This is a genomic window from Streptomyces phyllanthi, assembly GCF_009377205.1.
In the GTDB taxonomy this organism is placed as follows: Bacteria; Actinomycetota; Actinomycetes; order Streptomycetales; family Streptomycetaceae; genus Streptomyces; species Streptomyces phyllanthi.
This window is the reverse complement of record NZ_VJZE01000145.1, coordinates 1-18,920: the sequence shown is the minus strand read 5'-3', so window position 1 is coordinate 18,920 and position 18,920 is coordinate 1. Positions and strand designations below refer to the sequence as shown.

At 73.0% G+C, this 18,920-nt stretch carries 16 protein-coding genes and 1 tRNA gene; 7 read left to right on the top strand and 10 right to left on the bottom strand.

All coding sequences use genetic code 11. The features are described from left to right. The first annotated feature begins 31 nt into the window (after positions 1-31). Entirely contained in the window at positions 32-1,159 is a 1,128-nt protein-coding gene (locus FNH04_RS21155) for an LLM class flavin-dependent oxidoreductase (protein ID WP_322723433.1), read from the top strand. Here the strand turns inward: FNH04_RS21155 and FNH04_RS21150 are convergent. Then, positions 1,150-3,147, bottom strand: coding sequence for a putative bifunctional diguanylate cyclase/phosphodiesterase (locus tag FNH04_RS21150; protein WP_322723430.1), 1,998 nt, complete (start codon positions 3,145-3,147; stop codon positions 1,150-1,152). The genes FNH04_RS21155 and FNH04_RS21150 overlap by 10 nt on opposite strands. 539 nt (positions 3,148-3,686) lie before the next feature. Between FNH04_RS21150 and FNH04_RS21140 the strand changes: the two genes are divergently transcribed. After that, a complete protein-coding gene (locus FNH04_RS21140; RefSeq protein ID WP_228031531.1) occupies positions 3,687-5,069 on the top strand; it encodes a M6 family metalloprotease domain-containing protein in 1,383 nt (460 codons plus the stop codon). A gap of 202 nt (positions 5,070-5,271) precedes the next feature. Here FNH04_RS21140 and FNH04_RS21135 read toward each other — a convergent pair. The 7 genes from FNH04_RS21135 to FNH04_RS21105 form a co-directional block, all read right to left on the bottom strand. Further along, a tRNA-Lys gene (locus tag FNH04_RS21135) sits at positions 5,272-5,345 on the bottom strand. Beyond that, on the bottom strand, positions 5,336-6,049 hold the full coding sequence (locus FNH04_RS21130; protein ID WP_152786549.1) for a bifunctional DNA primase/polymerase: 714 nt from the start codon (positions 6,047-6,049) through the stop codon (positions 5,336-5,338). Before FNH04_RS21130 ends, FNH04_RS21135 begins: the two co-directional genes overlap by 10 nt. A 174-nt stretch (positions 6,050-6,223) precedes the next feature. Continuing rightward, a complete protein-coding gene (locus FNH04_RS21125; protein ID WP_152786547.1) occupies positions 6,224-6,586 on the bottom strand; it encodes a hypothetical protein in 363 nt (120 codons plus the stop codon). Positions 6,587-6,757: 171 nt separating this feature from the next. Next, positions 6,758-8,104 carry an AAA domain-containing protein gene (locus FNH04_RS21120; protein WP_152786545.1) on the bottom strand — a complete coding sequence of 449 codons (1,347 nt, stop codon included), beginning with the start codon at positions 8,102-8,104 and terminating at the stop codon, positions 6,758-6,760. Continuing rightward, positions 8,101-9,711, bottom strand: a complete 1,611-nt coding sequence (locus FNH04_RS21115; RefSeq protein WP_152786543.1) for a hypothetical protein — start codon at positions 9,709-9,711, stop codon at positions 8,101-8,103. The genes FNH04_RS21120 and FNH04_RS21115 overlap by 4 nt, the downstream gene beginning before the upstream one ends. 151 nt (positions 9,712-9,862) lie before the next feature. Beyond that, on the bottom strand, positions 9,863-11,005 hold the full coding sequence (locus FNH04_RS21110) for a hypothetical protein (protein ID WP_322723431.1): 1,143 nt from the start codon (positions 11,003-11,005) through the stop codon (positions 9,863-9,865). Continuing rightward, positions 10,956-12,017 (bottom strand): phosphatase PAP2 family protein, encoded by a 1,062-nt coding sequence (locus tag FNH04_RS21105; RefSeq protein WP_152786541.1) that lies wholly within the window; start codon positions 12,015-12,017, stop codon positions 10,956-10,958. The genes FNH04_RS21110 and FNH04_RS21105 overlap by 50 nt, the downstream gene beginning before the upstream one ends. A gap of 237 nt (positions 12,018-12,254) precedes the next feature. Between FNH04_RS21105 and FNH04_RS21100 the strand changes: the two genes are divergently transcribed. Continuing rightward, positions 12,255-12,851, top strand: a complete 597-nt coding sequence (locus tag FNH04_RS21100) for a histidine phosphatase family protein (protein WP_152786539.1) — start codon at positions 12,255-12,257, stop codon at positions 12,849-12,851. 23 nt (positions 12,852-12,874) lie between these two features. Here FNH04_RS21100 and FNH04_RS21095 read toward each other — a convergent pair whose 3' ends face one another. Continuing rightward, complete coding sequence (locus tag FNH04_RS21095) at positions 12,875-14,308, bottom strand: hypothetical protein (RefSeq protein ID WP_152786537.1); 1,434 nt, start codon at positions 14,306-14,308, stop codon at positions 12,875-12,877. A gap of 342 nt (positions 14,309-14,650) precedes the next feature. On the opposite strand from FNH04_RS21095, the gene FNH04_RS21090 reads away from it, so the two are divergent. Both FNH04_RS21090 and FNH04_RS21085 read left to right on the top strand, forming a co-directional pair. Next, the gene (locus FNH04_RS21090; RefSeq protein WP_152786554.1) at positions 14,651-15,064 is read left to right on the top strand and encodes a hypothetical protein; all 414 of its coding nucleotides are present in this window, start codon (positions 14,651-14,653) and stop codon (positions 15,062-15,064) included. Between the two features lie 168 nt (positions 15,065-15,232). Beyond that, on the top strand, positions 15,233-16,102 hold the full coding sequence (locus FNH04_RS21085) for a spermidine synthase (protein WP_152786535.1): 870 nt from the start codon (positions 15,233-15,235) through the stop codon (positions 16,100-16,102). Between the two features lie 13 nt (positions 16,103-16,115). Here the strand turns inward: FNH04_RS21085 and FNH04_RS21080 are convergent, their stop codons facing one another. Further along, positions 16,116-16,643: a hypothetical protein gene (locus FNH04_RS21080; RefSeq protein WP_152786526.1), complete on the bottom strand. Its 528-nt coding sequence runs from the start codon at positions 16,641-16,643 to the stop codon at positions 16,116-16,118. 166 nt (positions 16,644-16,809) lie between these two features. Between FNH04_RS21080 and FNH04_RS21075 the strand changes: the two genes are divergently transcribed. Both FNH04_RS21075 and FNH04_RS21070 read left to right on the top strand, forming a co-directional pair. Beyond that, positions 16,810-17,514, top strand: coding sequence for a response regulator transcription factor (locus tag FNH04_RS21075; RefSeq protein WP_152786524.1), 705 nt, complete (start codon positions 16,810-16,812; stop codon positions 17,512-17,514). After that, entirely contained in the window at positions 17,511-18,893 is a 1,383-nt protein-coding gene (locus FNH04_RS21070) for a HAMP domain-containing sensor histidine kinase (protein WP_152786522.1), read from the top strand. Before FNH04_RS21075 ends, FNH04_RS21070 begins: the two co-directional genes overlap by 4 nt. Positions 18,894-18,920: the final 27 nt, after the last annotated feature.

The following is an 18,920-nucleotide window of genomic DNA, read 5'->3' as shown; positions in this document are numbered from 1 at the left end:
GCCCACCCCCGCACAAAACCCAGGAGGCACCGTGTCCGCGGCGGCAGACGAGATCCGAGGCACAGCACAGGGCACCGCCCCCACCCCCCTCTCCGTACTGGACCTGGTCACCGTCGGCACCGGCACCACCGCCACCGAAGCCCTCCGCACCAGCACCACCCTCTCCCGCCTCGCGGAGAACCGCGGATTCCACCGCTACTGGGTCGCCGAACACCACTCCATGCCCGGCGTCGCGTCCAGCTCACCCGCCGTGATCCTCGCCCACCTCGCCGCCCACACCACCCGCATCCGCCTCGGCTCAGGCGGTGTGATGCTGCCCAACCACGCCCCCCTGGTCATCGCGGAGCAGTTCGGCACGCTCGAAGCCATGGCCCCGAACCGCATCGACCTGGGCCTGGGCCGTGCCCCGGGCACGGACGGCGCCACAGCGGCCGCCCTCCGCCGCACCCCCCGCCTCAACGAGTCCGCCGACGACTTCCCCGAGCAACTCGCCGAACTCACCCGCTTCCTGGACGACGACTTCCCCGACGGCCACCCCTACCGCCGTATCCACGCCGTACCGGGCCCCGTCCAGGCCACGGCCCCCGGCGGAGTCCAGTCCACCCACCGCCCGCCCGTCTGGCTCCTCGGATCGTCCGGCTTCAGCGCCCGCCTCGCCGCGTCCCTCGGCCTGCCCTTCGCCTTCGCGCACCACTTCTCCGCGCAGAACACGATTCCGGCCCTCGACCTGTACCGCGAGTCCTTCCGGCCCTCCACCTTCCTGGACGAGCCGTACGCCCTCATCGCCGTCTCCGCCCTCGCCACGGACGACGAGAAGGAGGCCCGCCGCCAGGTCCTGGCCACGGGCCTCAACATGGTCCGGCTGCGCACGGGCCGCCCCGGCCTGTTCCCCAGCCCGGAGGAGGCGGAGGCGTACGAGTTCGGTCCGCTGGAGCGGGAGTTCGTCGACAGCTGGACCGCCAACATCGTCCACGGCACGGCGGACGAGGTCCGCTCCGGCCTCGACGACCTCCACAAGCGCACCGGCGCCGACGAGTTGATGATCACATCCCACGCCCACCGCCCGGAACTGCGTTTGCGCTCCTACGAACTGATAGCGGACGCCTACGAGTTGCCGACCGCGCCGGAGGCGCGGACCTCGACGAGCCCTCAGACCTGAGGGCAGCTCACCGACTCCAGCAGCGCCGCGATCCGCTCCGGCGGCACCGGCCGCGAGTACAGCCACCCCTGCCCGGTGTCACAGCCGATCCGCCGCAGATGGGACGCCTGCGACGATGTCTCCACACACTCGGCGGTGACCGTGAGACCGAGCCGGTGCGCCAGCCGGATGAGCGCCTCGACGATCACCTCGTCGGCGGGGTTGGGGTGGGCGCCGCTGCCGTCGTCGTTCTCGTACTGGAAGCCCCGGACGAACGCCCCGTCCAGCTTCAGCACGGAGACCGGCAGCCGGCTCAGATACGCGAGGTTCGAGTACCCGGTGCCGAAGTCGTCGATGGCGATCCGTACGCCCATCTCGCTGAGCGCCTGGAGGGCCTGGAGCGGACGGCCCGCCGACCCCATGACCGCCGACTCGGTGAGTTCCAGCTGGAGCAGGTGCGGGGCGAGGCCCGTCTCCGCGAGGATCTCCGCCACGTCCGCGACCAGGTCGGAGTCCCACACCTGACGGACGGCCACGTTCACGCTGACGAAGAGGGGCGCCCGGTGGGGGTGGTCGAGCTGCCAGCGCCGCGCCTGTCGGCACGCGGTGGCCAGCACCCACCGCCCGAGCTGCACGATCGAACCGTCCTCCTCGGCCAGCCCGATGAACCGATTCGGCGTCAGCGTGCCGAATTGCGGATGGTTCCAGCGCACCAGCGCCTCGACCCCGCGCACCCCGCCGTCCTCCATGTCCACCAACGGCTGGTACTCCAGGGCGAACTCACCGCGGTCGACGGCGGGCCGCAGCGTGGAGGACAGGGCCTGACGGGTCATCCGGTGGGCGTTGCGCTCGGGGTCGAACAGCGTCCAGCGGGCCTTGCCGTCGGCCTTCGCCCAGTACAGCGTCGTATCGGCGGCCTGCATCAGCCCCGTCACGGTCGTACTCGCCGCGTGCCGCTCCACGACACCGATCGACGCCGAGACGGACAGCCGCCGGCCGGCGATGTCGAAGGGCGCCTGGATGGCCTTCAGCGCGGACTCCGCGAGCTCGGCGAGCTGGTCGGTACCGGTGGAGTCCTCGACGAGCAGCGCGAACTCGTCTCCGCCGAGCCGGGCGACCAGCGGTGCGCTCGCCCTGCCGTACCCCGCCTCCTCGGCGCACCGCGTCAGCCGCTCGGCCACGGCCGTGAGGAGCCGGTCGCCGATCCGGTGCCCGAGCGTGTCGTTGATCGCCTTGAAGCCGTCGAGATCCAGATAGCAGAGCCCGATCCGGCCGGTCGTTCCGCCCTCCTCGTACGTCTCCGCCTCCAGCGCGGCCGACAACCGCTCGAAGAAGAGCGTCCGGTTGGGCAGCCGGGTCACCGGGTCGTGCATCTCCAGGTGCCGCAGCCGGGACTGGAGTTCCCGCCGGGAACTGATGTCGGTGAGGGACAGCAGTACGACGGGCTCCGCCCGAAGGGCCCCGGGGGAGCCGGAGTCGGCCGGCCGCGCCGCCGGGCCGCCGTTCTCGCGGCGCATGTGCTCGCCGGAGTCCGCGAGTGCGTCCGCCACCTCGGCCGCCGCCAACTCACCCGCCCCAGTGGCCTCTTCGGGTAGCGGAGTCACCGACATCTCGACCCACCGGAAGTGGCCGTCCGGGTGCTTGACACGGCGCGTGCAGTTCAGTCGCGCCTGCCGGCCACACAGCATCTCGCGGTACGAGTGCCAGGTCCGGGGGTCCGACGCCAGGTCCAGCAGGTCGGCGGCGACCCGCCCGGCCAGCGCCTCCGGCCCGCCCCCGAGCAGCGCGCCCATCGCGCCGTTGGCGGTGACGACCCGCCCCTCCCGGTCCACCACGGCCATCGCGAGGGGCGCCGCGGCGAACGCGGCACGAAACACATGGGGCCCGTGTGACGCCCCGGACACCGTGAGAGCCGTGAGGGCACGACCCGCTGTGTCGAAGTTACTTTCCGTGATGATCGGCCCGGCCGGATCCACCACGGGCGCCGGCCCTTCGGACGTTCCGCTCACCGTTCGCTCCCGCAGTGCACTCGATTTTCGTACGGATCTCGTCTTGTCGCGCGGAGCGGCAGGCCGGGTGCGGACGGCCGCTCAAGCCGTGTCTGTGCAGGAAAGTGTGCCGATCATAGAGGCTGGCCCCAGGCCCTTCCAGCCGCACTCCAGTGTCGCCGAACACCCCTCTCTTCTGACAGATCGTTTCTGCCACTCCCCGGACGGCTTCGTTCCACGACCCGACCGGTTGTGACGTTCCGTGAGTTCTCCGAATGTCTTCCCCCGGGCGCTCTCACTCATCCGGAGGAGACAAACGAGGCGTAGTACTACAAATTCACACAGGCTGGGTGCGGTGTCCCCGAAGCCCGCATCCGGAGGTCGATGTGCCGCGCCCGCTCCCCAGGAAGGGACTGCTCCACGCGCCCTCCGACGCGCACGCGCGCGGTGGAACCCCCCGGACTCACGGAACCCCCCGGACTCACGAAACCGGCTGGACTCACGGAAATGGCCGGGCCAACGGAACCGGCCGCGCTCTCGGGGCTCTCACCCGCGAGACCTTGCGCGTACTCACACAGGGCGGGACGCGAAGCCTGCGTGGCACCGCGGCGGTGTTCACCTCGCTGACCGCCCTCGCCGCGACCTCCCTGATCGCCGCCCCCTCGGTCGCCGTACCGCTCGCGGCCGTGTGCGCCCTGAAGCGAACGGACGCCCACCACTCCGAGGGCGTCGACACCTGGAACGCCGACTACCCGCGCCCCACCCGCTCTCTCGACGCGCTGCTGGTCTTCCTGTCCTTCCCGGACGCGACCCCCCTGACCGCACCGGCCGACCTGACCGCCGACCACTTCCCCGCCACCAGCAGCTTCTTCGAGCGCGCCTCGTACGGCAGGTTCACGGTGCGCCCGCATCCGCGCCACGAGTGGATCAGGATGCCGCAGCCGTCCGCGGCGTACGGGATACGGCGTGACTGGCACCCCGCGGACCGCGCCGCCTATCTGAGGGACGCGATGCGGGTGACGGACGGCCGGGTCGACTTCTCGGCCTACGACATCGTGTACTTCATCGCCGACCCGGACGCCCCGGGCGTCGACTCGGACGCGACGAAGGTGGTCAACCTCGAGACCCCGCTGAAGGCCGACGGCACGCTCATCCGCCGTATCGTCACGATCTTCGAGAACCACCCGCCGGACCGCCTCGTCCTGGCCCACGAGACGGGCCATGTCTTCGACCTGCCCGACCTCTACCACCGCCCCGCCGACGGCAAGGGCGACTGGGACACGTACGTCGGTGACTGGGACCTGATGGGCAGCCAGTTCGGCCTCGCCCCGGACCTGTTCGGCTGGCACAAGTGGAAGCTCGGCTGGCTGGAACCGCGCCAGGTCGCGTGCGTCCGGGGACCGGGAACGACCCGTCTGACGCTGGAGGCGCTGGGGGCGGGGCCGGCACCGGACGAGGGAGTGGCGCCGGCCGGCGCGGAGGGTGTGGAGGGCGTGGAGGGCCTGGACGGGAGCGGAACGGCCGGGCTGTACGCCCCGGAGGAGACGACGATCCCGTCCGAAGACCTGGGCACCGGCATCGGGGGTCCGGCGGGCTTCGGGAGCGGGCGGGGTACGAAGCTGGCGGTCCTCCGTACCGGGCGCGACAGCGCGCTCGGCTTCGAGGCGCGCCAGCAGGTGGGCAACGACGGGTCCATCTGCACGGAGGGCATCCTCATCTACCGCGTCCGCAGCGGCGCCGAGTCCGGGAGCGGCCCGATCGAGGTCGTGGACACCCACCCGGACACCGAATCCTGCTGGGAGGACTCGGTCTACCCGCCGCTCGCGGACGCGCCGGCCGGGGTGGGGGAGACCTTCACGGTGCCGGGCGAGAACGTACGGGTGGAGGTGGAGGACCGCACCCCCTCCGGAGCGTGGACGGTGAAGATCACCACCCTGAACTGACCCCCGAGGGCGCCCGCCGGGTCGCCACCTCGCCCGAGCGCGGACGAGAGGCGGGGCGCTCACTCCTCACCCACGCCCACCCCGTCTCCGCCGATGGGGGTGTGGGTGGCGAAGCCCCCACAACGCGCGACGAAGTCGCGCAGAAACAACGATGGCGAGACAGGTTCGCGCTTTCCACGAACATGCCTCGCCATCGTCATCGTGCGCCGCCAGGGACTCGAACCCCGGACCCGCTGATTAAGAGTCAGCTGCTCTAACCAACTGAGCTAGCGGCGCCTGCTGACGTCGTAGACCTTAGCACCCTGATCGGCGGGAGGAAAAATCGATATCCGCACTGCTCCGGAGGCGGCGGAACGGGCCGCGCGGACCGCCGCCCACAGCAGGACCTCGGGCCCGGGAAGCCATGGGTTCCGGGTGTCGGGGGCGACGAGCCAGCGGGACGCGAGCCGGTCGGCGGAAGCGCTCCCGGGCATGGTCCCGGACGAGGTCCCGGGGGTGGTCCTGGATGCGGTTCCGGGCGTGGTCCCGGATACGGTTCCGGGCGCTGTGCGCAGGGCCGGGACGGTCACCGCGTCGCCGGCGCCGTGGCAGAGCAGGGGCGGTACGGCGTCGGTCCGGCCGGGGGAGCCCCACTCCTCCCAGCTCATGAGCGAGGGCAGCCGCTGGGCCGTGCCGGGCGAGGCGAACAGGAGCATGCGTCCGCGGTACGCCGCCACGGGCCCCGAGCCCGGGCCCTCGTCCCACAGCCGGTCCAGCATCCGCCGACCGAAGAGGCCGGGCGCGTTGACGATGTCGAAGGCCCTGCCGCAGGGCAGGACGACCGGCGCGGTGGGCCGCTCCTCCCACAGCGCCAGCGTGCTACGGGGATACGTTCCTGCCGAGGCGAGCCAGGCCGCCCCCTCCGAGGTGACCTCCGAGACCGTGTCGTACGGGACGGCGCCGTTAGCCGAACGGTTCTGCGACTGAGTCTGCTTGCTCATGTCACCCAGATGTACCTGCAGTGAGAGCGCGACTCCGTTCGGTTGCGGAAAATCGGGACAGGCGGTGTGCAAGTGGGGTACCTTCTCGCCCGGCATATGCCAGGGTCGCGACCCCGGGTCATTTATGGGTCACCCCGGACCCTCAGGGCCCGCTGTCCGCACGGGCCCCACGGCTCACACCGCGTCGGGGTTCTGCCCGTCCCGCCCTCGCATCAGGTCGCGACCGAACTCGACCATCTTCTTCGCGTAGTCCTCGGTCCACTCGGCCCGCTCGGCGATGTCCGCCGCCGTCAGCCGGTCGAAGCGGCGCGGATCGGCGAGCTGGGCCGCGGCGATCGCCTGGAACTCCAGGGCCCGGTCCGCCGCGGCGCGGAACGCCTGCGTCAGCTCCGTCGCACGGGCCAGCAGCGCCCGCGGGTCGTCGATCGACTCCAGGGCGAAGAAGCGCTCCGGGTCGGCGGCCGCCTCCGCGGGCTCGAAAAGCAGGGGCGCGGGGCGTAGCCGCGGTTCGTTCCGACGCGGCGTGGGCTCCGCCATGTCTTCTCCTCCTCGTACGCGTCCGGTGGCCGCCTTGGTATGGGCCACCGTCCATTGTCCCCCGCCCATGCAAGGGGGCCTCGACTGTCGTGCCGAGCCTCTCCGGCCGACACGCCGTGGCCCCGGTGATCTCGCCGCTGTGGCCCCGGCTCAGGGCCCCCGGCTCAGGGCTCAGGGCCGCGAGGCCACCCGGTGCTCCGCCAGATGCGCCAGCACCGCGTGGTTCGCCTCCCAGCCGTCGGGGAACTTCACCGTGACCCCGAGCTGGACCGGCTCCGTCGACGGGTGGTCGTCCAGCAGCTCGGTGACGCCCGCCCGGCACACCACGACGCAGGCGTGCCGGTGGCGGGAGGCGAGCACGCACAACCGGCCCGTCTCCAGGTGGAACGCGGTCGCGTCGGGGCGGCCGGACAGCGGGTGCAGGACCACCGTCACGTCGTACTCGCGCCCCTGCAGCCGGTTCGCCGTGTCCACGACCACGTCGGTCACGCCCAGGTTGGCCAGCGCGGACCGTACCGCCGCCGCCTGGTCCCGGTGCGCGGTGCCGACGGCGATCCGGTCGGCGGTCAGCGGTACGGGCTCGTCCGACCGCTCGGAGGTCGCCGCGCCACCGCGGTCCAGCAAGCGCCGTACGACCTGCGCGACCGCCCGCACCGCCTCGGGGTCCGTACGGGGCGTGTGCCGTGCCGGGAGCTCCAGCAGGCCCCAGCCCGCCTCGGCCGCCTCGTCGATGACCCGGTCCGGGCCCGAACCGTCCGACGGGACGGCGAAGGAGAGCCGCCGGTCGCCGTGGTCCGTGCCGCTGCGGAAGGGCGTGAACGGGTAGAAGGCGTCGGAGACGAGGGGCGCGGCGGACGCGGGGAGCCGCCAGGAGACCGGCAGCCGGTGCTGCGGCAGCTCCGGGTTGTGGGCCAGCAGTGTCGTGACCGCGGAGGCCGACGGGTCGTACGACAGCCCGGCCCACTGCTCGCTGCCCACGATCGCGAACGGGTCCAGCTGCCCGGGGTCGCCCACGAACAGCGCCCGCTCGAACAGCCCGGCCACGGCCAGCAGCGCGTCCGACCGCATCTGGTACGCCTCGTCGACGATCGCGTGCCGCCACGGCTCGACGTCCTTGACGTGCGCCCACTTGGCGGCCGTCGAGATCACGACGTCGAGCCCCGCGAGGTCGGCGGCCCTGGTCGACTTGCGGACGTTCGGCAGGTCGTCGAGCGCCTTGTCGTACGGGTCGGCGTCGCTGCTGTGCAGCCGGCCGACCGGCAGCTCGGAGTCCTTCTCGGCGAGGCGCAGCACCAGGTCGTCGACCTGTGCGTTCGTCTGCGCGATGATCATCAACGGGCGTCCGGCGGCGGCCAGTTCGAGCGCGGCGCGGACGACCAGCGTCGACTTTCCGGCGCCGGGCGGTGAGTCGACCACGACCCCGCGGTCCGTGCCGTGCAGGGTGTCGCGCAGGATCGCGTCGGTGGCGCGGGTGGCCGCGGCACCGGGATCGAACCCCGATGAGGCGACGGCGGTCAAAGGACATCCTCCTCGGTCACCGGGTCCGGCTGCTCAGGCAGTGGTACGGCCTCGGGGTCGCCCGGCGGGCCGCCGTGGGTCCACGGGGTGTCGTCCGGGTCGGGCAGCTTCGCCCCGGCCCGCTGGTCGTGCTCGAAGAGCGTGAAGCAGACGAGGTCGCCCTTCTCGGGGACCGATCCCTGCTCCGGTTCCTTGCCGCGGCCCATCTTGTCGACGATCCGCAGCACGAGGAGGTCGCCGCCCTCGGGCCCGTCGTACCCCACGAACTCGGCGGCCTGCGGTTTCCCGCCGAGCGAGCGGTACACCTTGGTGCGCTCCCCGAGGTGCGGCCGGTCCTCGGTGTGGACCGTGACGAGGGGGCGGGGGCTGGGCCGCTTGCCCTCGCTGTACGCCATCACCACATCCGTGACCTCGCCCGCGAAGGCCTCCCCGGCCAGGCGCCGGCCGGCCATGACGAGCGGGTCGTCGAGGGCCTCCTGGGCGTCGAGACGGGCCTGTTCACGCTCGCGCGTGGCCAGCTTGTTCGCGGCGGTGACCGCGTCGTCGCGGCGCGGCTGAGGGGGCTCGCCCGCGATGATCCGGTCCCGGTGGCCGGTGAACGACCAGCGGTCGCGGGTCCAGCGGTCGGCCGCGTGGGCGCCCTCCGGCAGTTCCCGCAGCAGGTCGAGCCCGCGCCACACCGCGTCCCAGGTGGGCCGGGTACGGCTCTCGACGAGGCCGCGGATCCCGCGCTCGGCGGCCGTGAGGTCACCGAGCCGGTCGTCGGCCTGCAGACCGTCCTCGGCGGCGGCGAGGGCGGCCCGCGCGCGGTCGTAGCGCTCGATCGCCGGGGCCAGCAGCTTGTTGTCGAACGCCGGGTCGGTGGCGGGTCCGGCGGGCGGGCACAGCAACTGGCCGTCGGCGTCCCGCGCCAGCTCCGCCCGGCGTGCCGCCGTGTCGCCCGACTCGTCCCCGGGCGGGTCGATCCAGGCGAGCAGCGCTCCCAGGTGCTGGTCCTCCACGCCCGACTGGCCCGTGGCCCAGTGCCGGGTCAGCAGATCGGTGAGGGCGAGCAGCAGCGAGGAGCCCGGCACCCGGGCCCGCTCGCCGAAGTGCGTCAGCCACCGCCCGAGCAGCGGCACCCGGGGCGGCGCCGGATGGGGCGCCTCGGGCTCCTGCTCGGCGGTGCGCCGAAAGCGCATGGAGCGCCCGAGGAGCCGTACGAAGTCGATGCCGCTCCGGCTGGGCACGATCAGCTGAGGGGCGTCCGCGCACAGGTCGACCTCGACCTTGACGCGCTTGCCGGTCTCCGGGTCGGTCTCGCTGCGCTCGGCCGCCTCCACGACGTCCGCGTACGAGTCGACGTACGGCAGGACGATGTCCGCGAGCTCCGCGAGGAACGCGAACCGCAGGTCCCGGTCTCGTGGCTGCGGCACCACGAGCAGCCGGGGCGCGTCGCGGTCCGTGCCGACGAGCGCCCCGAGCGGGGCCCCGGCCTCACCGGCGGTGGTGAGCGGCACGAGGACGAGCGGCCGCTCGGACAGATGCCGGTGCCGGACGGTGGCGACGGGCTGGGCACGGCCGGTACTGATGGCTTCCAGCCGGGCGAGAGTCGAGATCAGGGACATGGAGCGGACTTTCGGAGAGCGGCTGCCGGCGTATCGGTCCTGGGCGTGACGGTCCTGGACGTGGCGGTTCTTGGCGCGGTGGTCTTGGACGTGATGGTCCTCGACGCCGCAGCCCTCGCACCGGTTCGGTGACGGGTGGGTGTGGTGGTGGTCAGGGGCACGCGGCACCCTCCCGGCGCGCGGCGGCTGTCGCCAGAGCCTCCGCCCGCAGGTCCGCCGCCCTGCGCAGCGCCGCCACCGCAGGGTCCTCCGGGTCCCCCGCCCTGCCGTGGGCCGCCGCGAGGACGTCCTCCACCGTCGTCAGCCCGCCCAGCTCGGCGCGGGCCGAACGGCCCAGGGAGGTCACCTCGCCCTCCTCGCGTGCGTGGGACCGGCAGTGGAAGGCCAGCTCGCAGGCCGCGAGGCATTCGGGGGCGTAGGTCGCGGGGAGGGACTGGACGGCCTCGGCCAGCTGCTCGCGCGGGAGGTCCGGGGCGAAACAGGTGCCCTCGGGGAGGGAGTCCGCGATCTCCTCGATGCGGGTGAGGCGGGTCAACTGGCGACGGGTGACCGCCCGCTGCTTGCGGACGTCCACCGCGGCGGCCGTCGGGAGGTTGCTGAAGTCCTTGGGGCAGACCAGCAGCACCCGGTGGTGCACCTCGGGCACCGGCTCGAGGCGCGCGGCGACCTCCTCCAGCGCCAGCACGTACACCGCCGACTGCCGGGCGGCGGCACCCACCTTCGCCGGGTCCGCCGAACCGTCCAGCATCGGGAAGGACTTGATCTCGACGACCGTCCACCTGCCGTCCGGGTGCACGACCACCGCGTCCGGCTCCAGGAACGCGGGGGAGCCCGCCACGTCGAGCGCGAGCATGGGGTGGTCGAGCAGCGCCCAGCCACCGGACTCGGCGGCCTCGCGCAGCGCCAGCGCCGTACGGGCCGCGCGTCCCTCGGGGCCGATCGCCGCGAGGTCGGGGACGGCCGCGCCGGATGGCGGCTCGGCGGACGGGTCCAGCCTCTCGTGGACCAGCCGCAGCAGCTCCGCGCCGCCGTCCGCCTTCACCCGCGCCTCGAACGCGTTGCCCCGCATGAAGGCGAACTGCGACTGGCCGAAGGCGGAGGGGGAGCCGAGCGCGCCCGCCAGCGCCGTCTTGTCCACCCCCGCCCCGTCGAGGAGCGCGCGTCGTCTGCAGCCGGGGTTGGCGGCGAGGGCCGCGAGGGCGCGGGCGTCCAGCGCCTTGGCCGGGACCTCGGGTCCGCGCAGCTCAGCGAGTCGCTGCCGGAGCGCCGTCCCCCGCGTCCGTGGGGGCGGCACCCGGCTCGGCTTCGGACTTGCGCTGCCGTGGAATTCGCTCACCCGTGGAAGTCTGGCATCCGCCACTGACAATCGGGGTCAGTGTGCCCGGAGAGGCGTCCGCGACCGGAGTGAGACGTTCGGTCGAACGCCCCCCGAACCCTCCTTCGGACCGGCCGCCCGACCGGTCGCCCGACCGGCCCTCGGTCCGGCCGGCCGGCACCTCACCGAACCGGTCGTCCGACCGGCCCTCGAACCGCACCCGGAGCCATGCCCAGAGCCGGTCCGCGCGCCCCATCACCAGCGGGGTCAGCAGCAGCCCCACACCCATCACGGCGGCGCCCGCCACGGCGTCGAGGAAGTAGTGGTTCGCGGTGCCCATGACGACGATGGTGGTGATCAGCGGGTACGCCACGGCCGCGACCCTGGCCGCGCGCGTGCCGCCGTACCGCCAGAGCATCACACCGCACCACAGCGCCCAGCCGACGTGCAGGCTCGGCATCGCCGCGTACTGGTTCGTCATACCGCCCAGCCCGCGCGGTGCGCTCGCCTCGCCGCCCCACCAGCCGTACGAGCTGTAGTGGGCCATCGTGTCGACGAAGCCGTGGACGGGTGCGAGCAGACGGGGCGGGCAGGTGGGGAGCAGGGAGAAGCCGACCAGGCCGATGAGCGTGGAGGTCATCAGCCAGGTGCGGGCCGCGCGGTAGAACCGGGTGCGGGCCCTGAAGAGCCAGACCAGGATCACGGGCGTGACCAGGTAGTGCAGGGACGCGTACCAGAAGTCGGCGGGTATGCCGAGCCAGGGCTCGCGGGTGAAGAGACGGTTCAGTGGGTGTTCGAGGTTCAGCCACAGGGCCTTCTCGACACGCAGGAGGCCCAGGCCGTGGTCGACGGCCGTGGAGACGTCACCGCGGACGAGGAGCCGGCCCGCCGAGTACAGCGCGTACACCACCAGGATCAGCGGCAGCTCGGTCCACCACCGGAGCCGGGCGGACGATGCCACCTCGGTGCGCGCTATATCGGACTGCGGCATCCGATCGCCCTCCCCCATCTGCGACTAGGCCTTTGGCCACGGCTTCTGGTGGCCCGCCCGATTTTACGGTGTATACGGGTGCCCTCTGCGGGCATCCCATGCGCCTTCGACAACCCCTCCGACGCCTCGGTCCTCGAAGACGCAGAGATCGCCCCCCGGGTTGCCTCGTGCAAGCCTGCGCGATGATGGAACGATTCGCCTCCGATTTCTCACAGCTCCCGGAAAGGTCACACCTCCATGGCACCGCGCATCCTGCTGGCCCGGCACGGACAGACCGAGTGGTCCCAGGCCGGACGGCACACCGGCAGGACGGACGTGCCCCTGCTGGAGGAGGGCCGGCGCGGCGCCAAACTGCTCGGCGAGCGGCTGCACCGGGCGCCCCTCGACGGCCTCCCCGGCGCCGAGGTCCGCACCAGCCCCCTCTCCCGCGCGCGGGAGACCTGCGAACTCGCCGGCTTCGGCGACCGGGCCACGCTCTGGGACACGCTCATGGAGTGCGACTACGGGGCGTACGAGGGCCTGACGCCGGCCGAGATCCAGGCCGTACGCCCCGGCTGGCTCATGTGGCGCGACGGCGTCCCCGAGGGCGAGACCCTGGAGCAGATCTCCGCGCGCGCGGACGAGGTGGTCGCCTGGGCCCGCTCCGCCGACCGCGACGTTCTGGTCTTCGCCCACGGGCACGTCCTGCGCTCCATAGCCGCGCGCTGGCTGGGCCTCGGCATCGACTTCGCCGCCCGCGTCCGCCTCAACCCCACCTCGCTGTCGGTGCTCGGCTGGGCCTACGGGGAACCGGCCATCGAGTCGTGGAACGACACGGGCCACCTCACCGCGTAGACACCCACGCGCGTGGGCGGCCGTCACGCCGGACGCGGCAGCGCGGCGTGCCGGTCCAGGAACGTCGACACCCCCGACGCCCTCCGGTGCGGCAGCAGCACCCTGGCCGTGCCCGCGAGCATCGTCTGGATACGGGAGGACTGCACCTCGTCGAGGAGGTCGAGCACCTCCATACCGGCCGCTGCGGCCTCGTCCGGGTGCCCCCCGCGCGCGAGGTCGTCGGCGAGTTCCGCCTTGTAGAGGGCGATGTTGCGGGTGAAGTGCGGGTCCTGGAGACGGGCGGCACGCCGGGCGTGCCGGGCCGCGCGTGTCCAGTCGCCCAGCGTCGACCAGCACTGCGCCTCCAAGCCCTCCAGCTCGGCCTCCCCGTAGAACGACATCCACTCCGGGTCGGCGTCCGAGGGGCCCCGCTCGTACAGGGCCTGCGCGCGGGCCAGCGCCTGCTCGCAGCCGGTGCGGTCGGTGAGCCCAGCCCAGCCGCCCGCCTCCCGCAGCGCCAGCAGCGACATCAGCCGCGCCGAGCTCAGCGGCCGGGCCACCCGCTGCGCCGCCTGCGCCGCCCGTACCGCCTCGCGCGGACGGCCCGCGTCGCGCGCCAGGAACGCCGTGTTGCAGAACGCGTGCGCCTCCAGGGCCGGGTCCCCGGCCATCCGGGCCGTCGCGAGCGCCTCCGCGTAGTGCGAGCGCGCGTCGTCGAACCGCCCCGAGTCGTGCGCCAGCCATCCCACCGAGATGGCGAGTTCACCGGCGCCCGCGTACAGCCGGTCGGCGGTCGCCTGCCGGGCCGCGCCCGCGTCGAGCAGCGCGTACGCGGTCCGCAGCGGCGCCGCCGCCCTCCGGTACAGCCCGTCCGCCCCGTGTCGGTCGTCGAGCAGCCTGATCTTGCGAACGGCCTCTTCGAGTGCCCCGGTCTCGGTCGTCCCCACCCGGTGCGCGGGCCGTCCCGCCGCCGTGGCCGATCCGCCGAGGACGAAGGGTCCCAGCGAGACGGCCGCCATCGTGGCGGTACCGCCGGTCATGAATGCGCGACGTTGCACGTCGCTCTCCTCGTGTTCCAGGTCTGTGTCTTGCGTGTTATACGGCTCCCACGCCCCATCGGTCTCATCCGGGGCGTGCGAAAGGCTCTCGGTGCGCGAGGGGGAGTCCTCCTCAGCGGTGCGCGCCCCTCGGCCGCGTACCGCCGCGCGAGGAGCGAACCCCAGATCCGCCAGCGTGCGACCGGGGAACATGTGCAGAAACACCCGTTCGTACGCGTAGTTGGGACAGCGGATCTCTCCCGACTCGACCCGTCCGACGTACCGCGCGTCACAGCTCACCCGCTCGCCGATCTCACGCGCGGCCCGTCGCACCGCGGCCGCGAACTCGCCCGGTGAGCGCTGCCCTCGCAGCGCCCGGAAGGCGAGGTTCGGCCGCGGTGGACGCGGGGACTGGGACGAGGTCACCGATGACGACGCCATGGGCGGGCCCTCTCTCACGAACCGTCGAACCTTGCCGGATTCGCGGAGAGTTGTCCGTGTGGTGCACGGTTGGTTCCCTGCGTCCGGCGGGGCACGAAAGTACTAGCCCGAGGGCCTCCGGCACGCGATGTTTGGCTACAAACCGGATATCTCATCCGTCATCTGCCATGAACTGCCATCCTTTGCGGCGCACTTCCGCCGTAGCCGTTGACACGTCCGCGCGTTGGGCAACACGGACCGGGAGCCGTCCGCACTCCCGATCGCCGTCGCCGGAGGAGGGTTTCCGTGGTGGAGGCCGGGATGAAGAGCACCGAACCTCGTACGCCGACTTCCTGTACGCCCATGGCCGCGAAGGACTGGCCGGCCCCCGAGTGCGGCTCTCCGCCGGGGCAGCGGGCCTCCGAGTGCGACCTGGTGACCGTCCCGGCCCGGCAGGGTCTGGAGGCGGTCGACATCCTCCGCCGCGGCGCCGTCGACGCCTCGGGCCCCGTTCCTCCGGCCGTGGGCCCCGTGCTGCACGACGACGGCTGCGACACCCTCGGCTTCCTCGTGCCGCCCGGCACCGCCGACGCGTGGGACGTGCCGGGCAGCACGTGCACGCAGTCCGACGGCCGGGGCGCGATCCTCGTCCCCGAGGAGGGCGCCGACTGGCTGCTTCCGCCCTGCGAGGCCGATCTCGCGACCGACCCGGCCGTCCTGCGCGCGGCCCTCGGGGAGGCGGCCCGGCTGATCGAGGCGGCGGACAACTGCCGGTAGGGCGGGGCGTGGTTCCGTACGGCGGCGCGGTTCCGTACCGCGGCCTTCGTACGGCGGCGCGCCTTCGCACGGTGGTCCGGTCCCGTACGGCGACCCGGACCCGCCGGACCGCCGCTGAGCCCACCCTCCCGGGGAAGCCCGGCAGTGAGGACCCCCGATAATGGCGGGATGGGCAGGTCACGGAAGGCGCGGCGCGGGCAGGACGCCACAGGGGCCGTCGTCGAGACGGTCGACGGCGGGCTCGCCGAGCTGATGCCCGACCGGGACCGCCCGCGCGCGTGGACCCTGCTGATCGACGGCGCCCCACAGTCGCACGTCGATCTCGACGACCCGGCGTACCTGTCCTTCGAGTACCAGCGCCGCCTCGGCCATGTCATCGACCTCGCCGCCCCGCCCGGCAGACCCGTGCACGCCGTGCACCTCGGCGGCGGCGCCCTCACCCTCGCCCGGTACGTCGCCGCCACCCGTCCGCGCTCGACCCAGCAGGTCGTCGAACGCGACGCGGCCCTCGTCCAACTCGTACGCCGGGAGCTGCCGCTGGACCCGAACGCCCGGATCCGGGTGCGGTCGGCCGACGCCCGCGAAGGGCTCGCCAAGGTGCCGGACGGATGGGCCGACCTGGTCATCACGGATGTGTTCAGCGGAACGCGCACTCCGGCGCACCTGACGTCGACGGAGTTCCTCACCGACGTACGCAGGGTCGTCAAACCCGGCGGTCGCTACGCCGCCAACCTCGCCGACGGCCCGCCGCTCGCCCACCTGCGCGGCCAGATCGCCACCGCCGCGGCCGTCTTCCCCGAGCTCGCGCTGGTCGCCGACCCCGCCGTGCTGCGCGGCAAGCGCTTCGGCAACGCCGTCCTCGTGTGCTCCGACAGCCCGCTGCCGGTCGCCGAACTCACGCGCCTGGCCGCCTCCGACCCGCACTCCGCGCGAGTCGAACACGGCAGGACACTCGCCGACTTCACGGGCGGAGCCGTGCCGGTCACGGACGCGGCGGCGGTGGCGTCACCGGCGCCGCCGCCGTCCGTCTTCCGCTGAGGCACCGTCCCGCTCAGTAGGTCTGCACGTCCACCCGTGGCGCGCTGTCGTGCCACGTGCAGAACACCGACACCCGGTCCGCGCCCGAGGCGAACTCCACCCGGATCCACGTCTCCGTCTTCCACACCTGCATCGACCAGCCGGCGCCCGGCGTCGCCGAGACGAGGGTCGCGTACGTCCTGGTGAGGGAGAACACCACGCGGCCGCCGTCGGTGTCATAGCTCTTGACCCGGCCGGAGGCGGCCGGGCTCGGAGTGGAACCGGACTTCGCCGGCGCGGACGCGGTCGGGCTCGGTGACGGTGTGCTTGTGGGCTCCTTCTCCGGCCTTTCGCCGCCGCCACGGGACGGTTCGGGGCGGACCGCCGGGGTGGACGGGGCCTTCGCGCCCTGGGCCGTCGCGTCGCCGGCCGTGATGGGCAGGGCGCGCGGCGGGTCGTACACGGTGCCCGCCATCACCGTGTGGACACCCCACCACGACAGCGTGACCGCCGCGCCCGTGGCGAGCAGCCAGGCGAGTATGTGTACGAGTCCTCTGCGCATCGCGGCCATAGTGCACCACGCGTCACAGGAGTGTCCCCTGTGCGAACGGCTGTGCGTACGCGGCGAAGTCGCCACGAGGCGCCCGCAGTTGTCCGAAGGCGGTTGTCCACAGGCGGTTGTCCACAGGCCCCGACCGGGCTGTCCCGCATGGCGTACGGTGCCGCGCATGGCAAGTGTGCTCGTGGTCGAGGACGACCAGTTCGTACGCTCGGCGCTCATCCGGCATCTCACCGACGCCTCGCACACGGTGCGCAGCGTCGGTACGGCACTGGAGGCGCTGCGCGAGGTCGCCCATGTCCGCTTCGACGTGGTGATCCTGGACCTCGGACTGCCCGACCTGGACGGGTCCGAGGCCCTGAAGATGCTGCGCGGGATCACCGACGTACCGGTGATAGTCGCCACCGCACGGGACGACGAGTCGGAGATCGTCCGGCTGTTGAACGCGGGTGCGGACGACTATCTGACCAAGCCGTTCTCGGTCGAGCACCTGTCCGCACGCATGGCCGCGGTCCTGCGCAGGGCCCGGCCGGTCGCCGGTGAGGTACCGCCGTCCACCGTGCTACGGGTCGGCGGCCTCGCCATAGACCCCCTGCGCCGCGAGGCGGAGCTGGACGGCGTACGACTCGATCTGACCCGGCGTGAGTTCGACCTGCTCGCGTTCCTCGCCGGGCGGCCCGGTGTGGTCGTGGCACGCCGGGACCTGCTCGCCGAGGTGTGGCAGCAGTCGTACGGCGACGACCAGACCATAGACGTCCATCTGTCGTGGCTGCGGCGGAAGCTGGGCGAGACGGCGGCGAAGCCGCGCTATCTGCACACCCTGCGCGGGGTCGGCGTGAAGCTCGAGCCACCGAGAGCGGAGACTTCGCCATGAGGTGGGCGCTGGTCAAGGTGTGCGTGGCGGTGACCACGATGGTCGTGATCGCCTTCGCGGTCCCGCTCGGCCTCGTCGTCCAGGAGCTGGCACGCGACCGGGCCTTCTCGAACGCCGAGCGGGAGGCGGCCGCCATCGCACCCGCGCTGTCCATCACCACTGACCGGGACCAGCTGGAGCGGGTCGTCGCCTCCGCGGGCTCGGACGACGGAATGGCCGTGCACATACCGGCGAGCGACGGTGGAAGCGCCGTCGACCTGGGCCGGCAGCGCGCCTCCGACAAGGACATCGCCACCATCCGCAGGCTGGGCCGCGCCTCCACAGCCGAGGTGCCCGGCGGATCCACACTGCTCCAGCCCACCGCGGTCGGATCCGGCGCGATAGCGGTCGTCGAGGTGTACATACCGGAGTCCGAGGTCAGCAACGGAGTGGCCACGGCGTGGGCAGTGCTCGCCGGGGTGGGCGTCGCGCTGGTCGTCGGCTCGGTCGCGGTGGCCGACCGGCTCGGCGTCCGCATGGTCAGGCCCGCACAGCGCCTGGTGGAGAGCGCGCACGAACTGGGGGAGGGGAAGCTCGGGGTACGGGTCCCCGAGGAAGGACCGAAGGAACTGCGGCTGGCGGCGATGGCGTTCAACTCCATGGCCGACCAGGTGGTCCAACTGCTCGCCAACGAGCGGGAGCTGGCGGCCGACCTGTCACATCGCCTGCGCACCCCGCTGACCGTCCTGCGGCTGAACGCGGCCTCGCTGGGCGACGGTCCGGCGGCCGAGCAGACCCGGGCCGCGGTCGAGCAGCTGGAGCGCGAGGTGGACACGATCATCCGTACGGCGCGGGAGGCCAAGCCGCAGACGGCGGTGCCCGGTCCCGGTGCCGGGTGCGACGCGGCGGAGGTCGTCCGCGAGCGCATGGCGTTCTGGTCGGCGCTCGCGGAGGACGAGGGGCGGAAGGTGCGGGTCGCCGGGGTTGAGCGCCCGGTCCGCATACCGGTCGCCCGTGCCGACCTGGCCGCCGCGCTCGACGCCCTCCTCGGCAATGTCTTCCGGCACACCCCTGAGGGCACGGCCTTCGCAGTCGACGTGCACAACGCGGAGGACGCGGTGATCGTGCTGGTCTCCGACGCGGGCCCCGGGATCACGGACCCCGAGGCTGCGATGGCACGGGGCCGCGGCTCCGGCAGCGACGGCTCGACCGGGCTGGGGCTGGACATCGTGCGGCAGCTCGCCGAGTCGACGGGCGGCGACGTGCGGATCGGCTCCTCGGTGCTGGGCGGGACCGAGGTCCGCATATGGATCCAGCTGGACGGACGGGCGGGGACACCGCTCCGGCGAGGGCACCGGGGTGCGGTACGGCGGCGAAGACGCGGCGCGGGTGTCGGTTGACGGGGGCTGGCTTGGGCTGACTTGGGG

Excerpts from the sequence above, each read along its gene's own strand:
- FNH04_RS21105 (WP_152786541.1), bottom strand. The coding sequence starts at position 12,017 with ATGCCGCAGTCCGATATAGCGCGCACCGAGGTGGCATCGTCCGCCCGG.
- FNH04_RS21115 (WP_152786543.1), bottom strand. The coding sequence starts at position 9,711 with ATGTCCCTGATCTCGACTCTCGCCCGGCTGGAAGCCATCAGTACCGGC.
- FNH04_RS21090 (WP_152786554.1), top strand. The coding sequence starts at position 14,651 with ATGGCCGCGAAGGACTGGCCGGCCCCCGAGTGCGGCTCTCCGCCGGGG.
- FNH04_RS21125 (WP_152786547.1), bottom strand. The coding sequence starts at position 6,586 with ATGGCGGAGCCCACGCCGCGTCGGAACGAACCGCGGCTACGCCCCGCG.
- FNH04_RS21130 (WP_152786549.1), bottom strand. The coding sequence starts at position 6,049 with ATGAGCAAGCAGACTCAGTCGCAGAACCGTTCGGCTAACGGCGCCGTC.
- FNH04_RS21085 (WP_152786535.1), top strand. The coding sequence starts at position 15,233 with ATGGGCAGGTCACGGAAGGCGCGGCGCGGGCAGGACGCCACAGGGGCC.
- FNH04_RS21100 (WP_152786539.1), top strand. The coding sequence starts at position 12,255 with ATGGCACCGCGCATCCTGCTGGCCCGGCACGGACAGACCGAGTGGTCC.
- FNH04_RS21075 (WP_152786524.1), top strand. The coding sequence starts at position 16,810 with ATGGCAAGTGTGCTCGTGGTCGAGGACGACCAGTTCGTACGCTCGGCG.
- FNH04_RS21095 (WP_152786537.1), bottom strand. The coding sequence starts at position 14,308 with ATGGCGTCGTCATCGGTGACCTCGTCCCAGTCCCCGCGTCCACCGCGG.
- FNH04_RS21070 (WP_152786522.1), top strand. The coding sequence starts at position 17,511 with ATGAGGTGGGCGCTGGTCAAGGTGTGCGTGGCGGTGACCACGATGGTC.
- FNH04_RS21080 (WP_152786526.1), bottom strand. The coding sequence starts at position 16,643 with ATGCGCAGAGGACTCGTACACATACTCGCCTGGCTGCTCGCCACGGGC.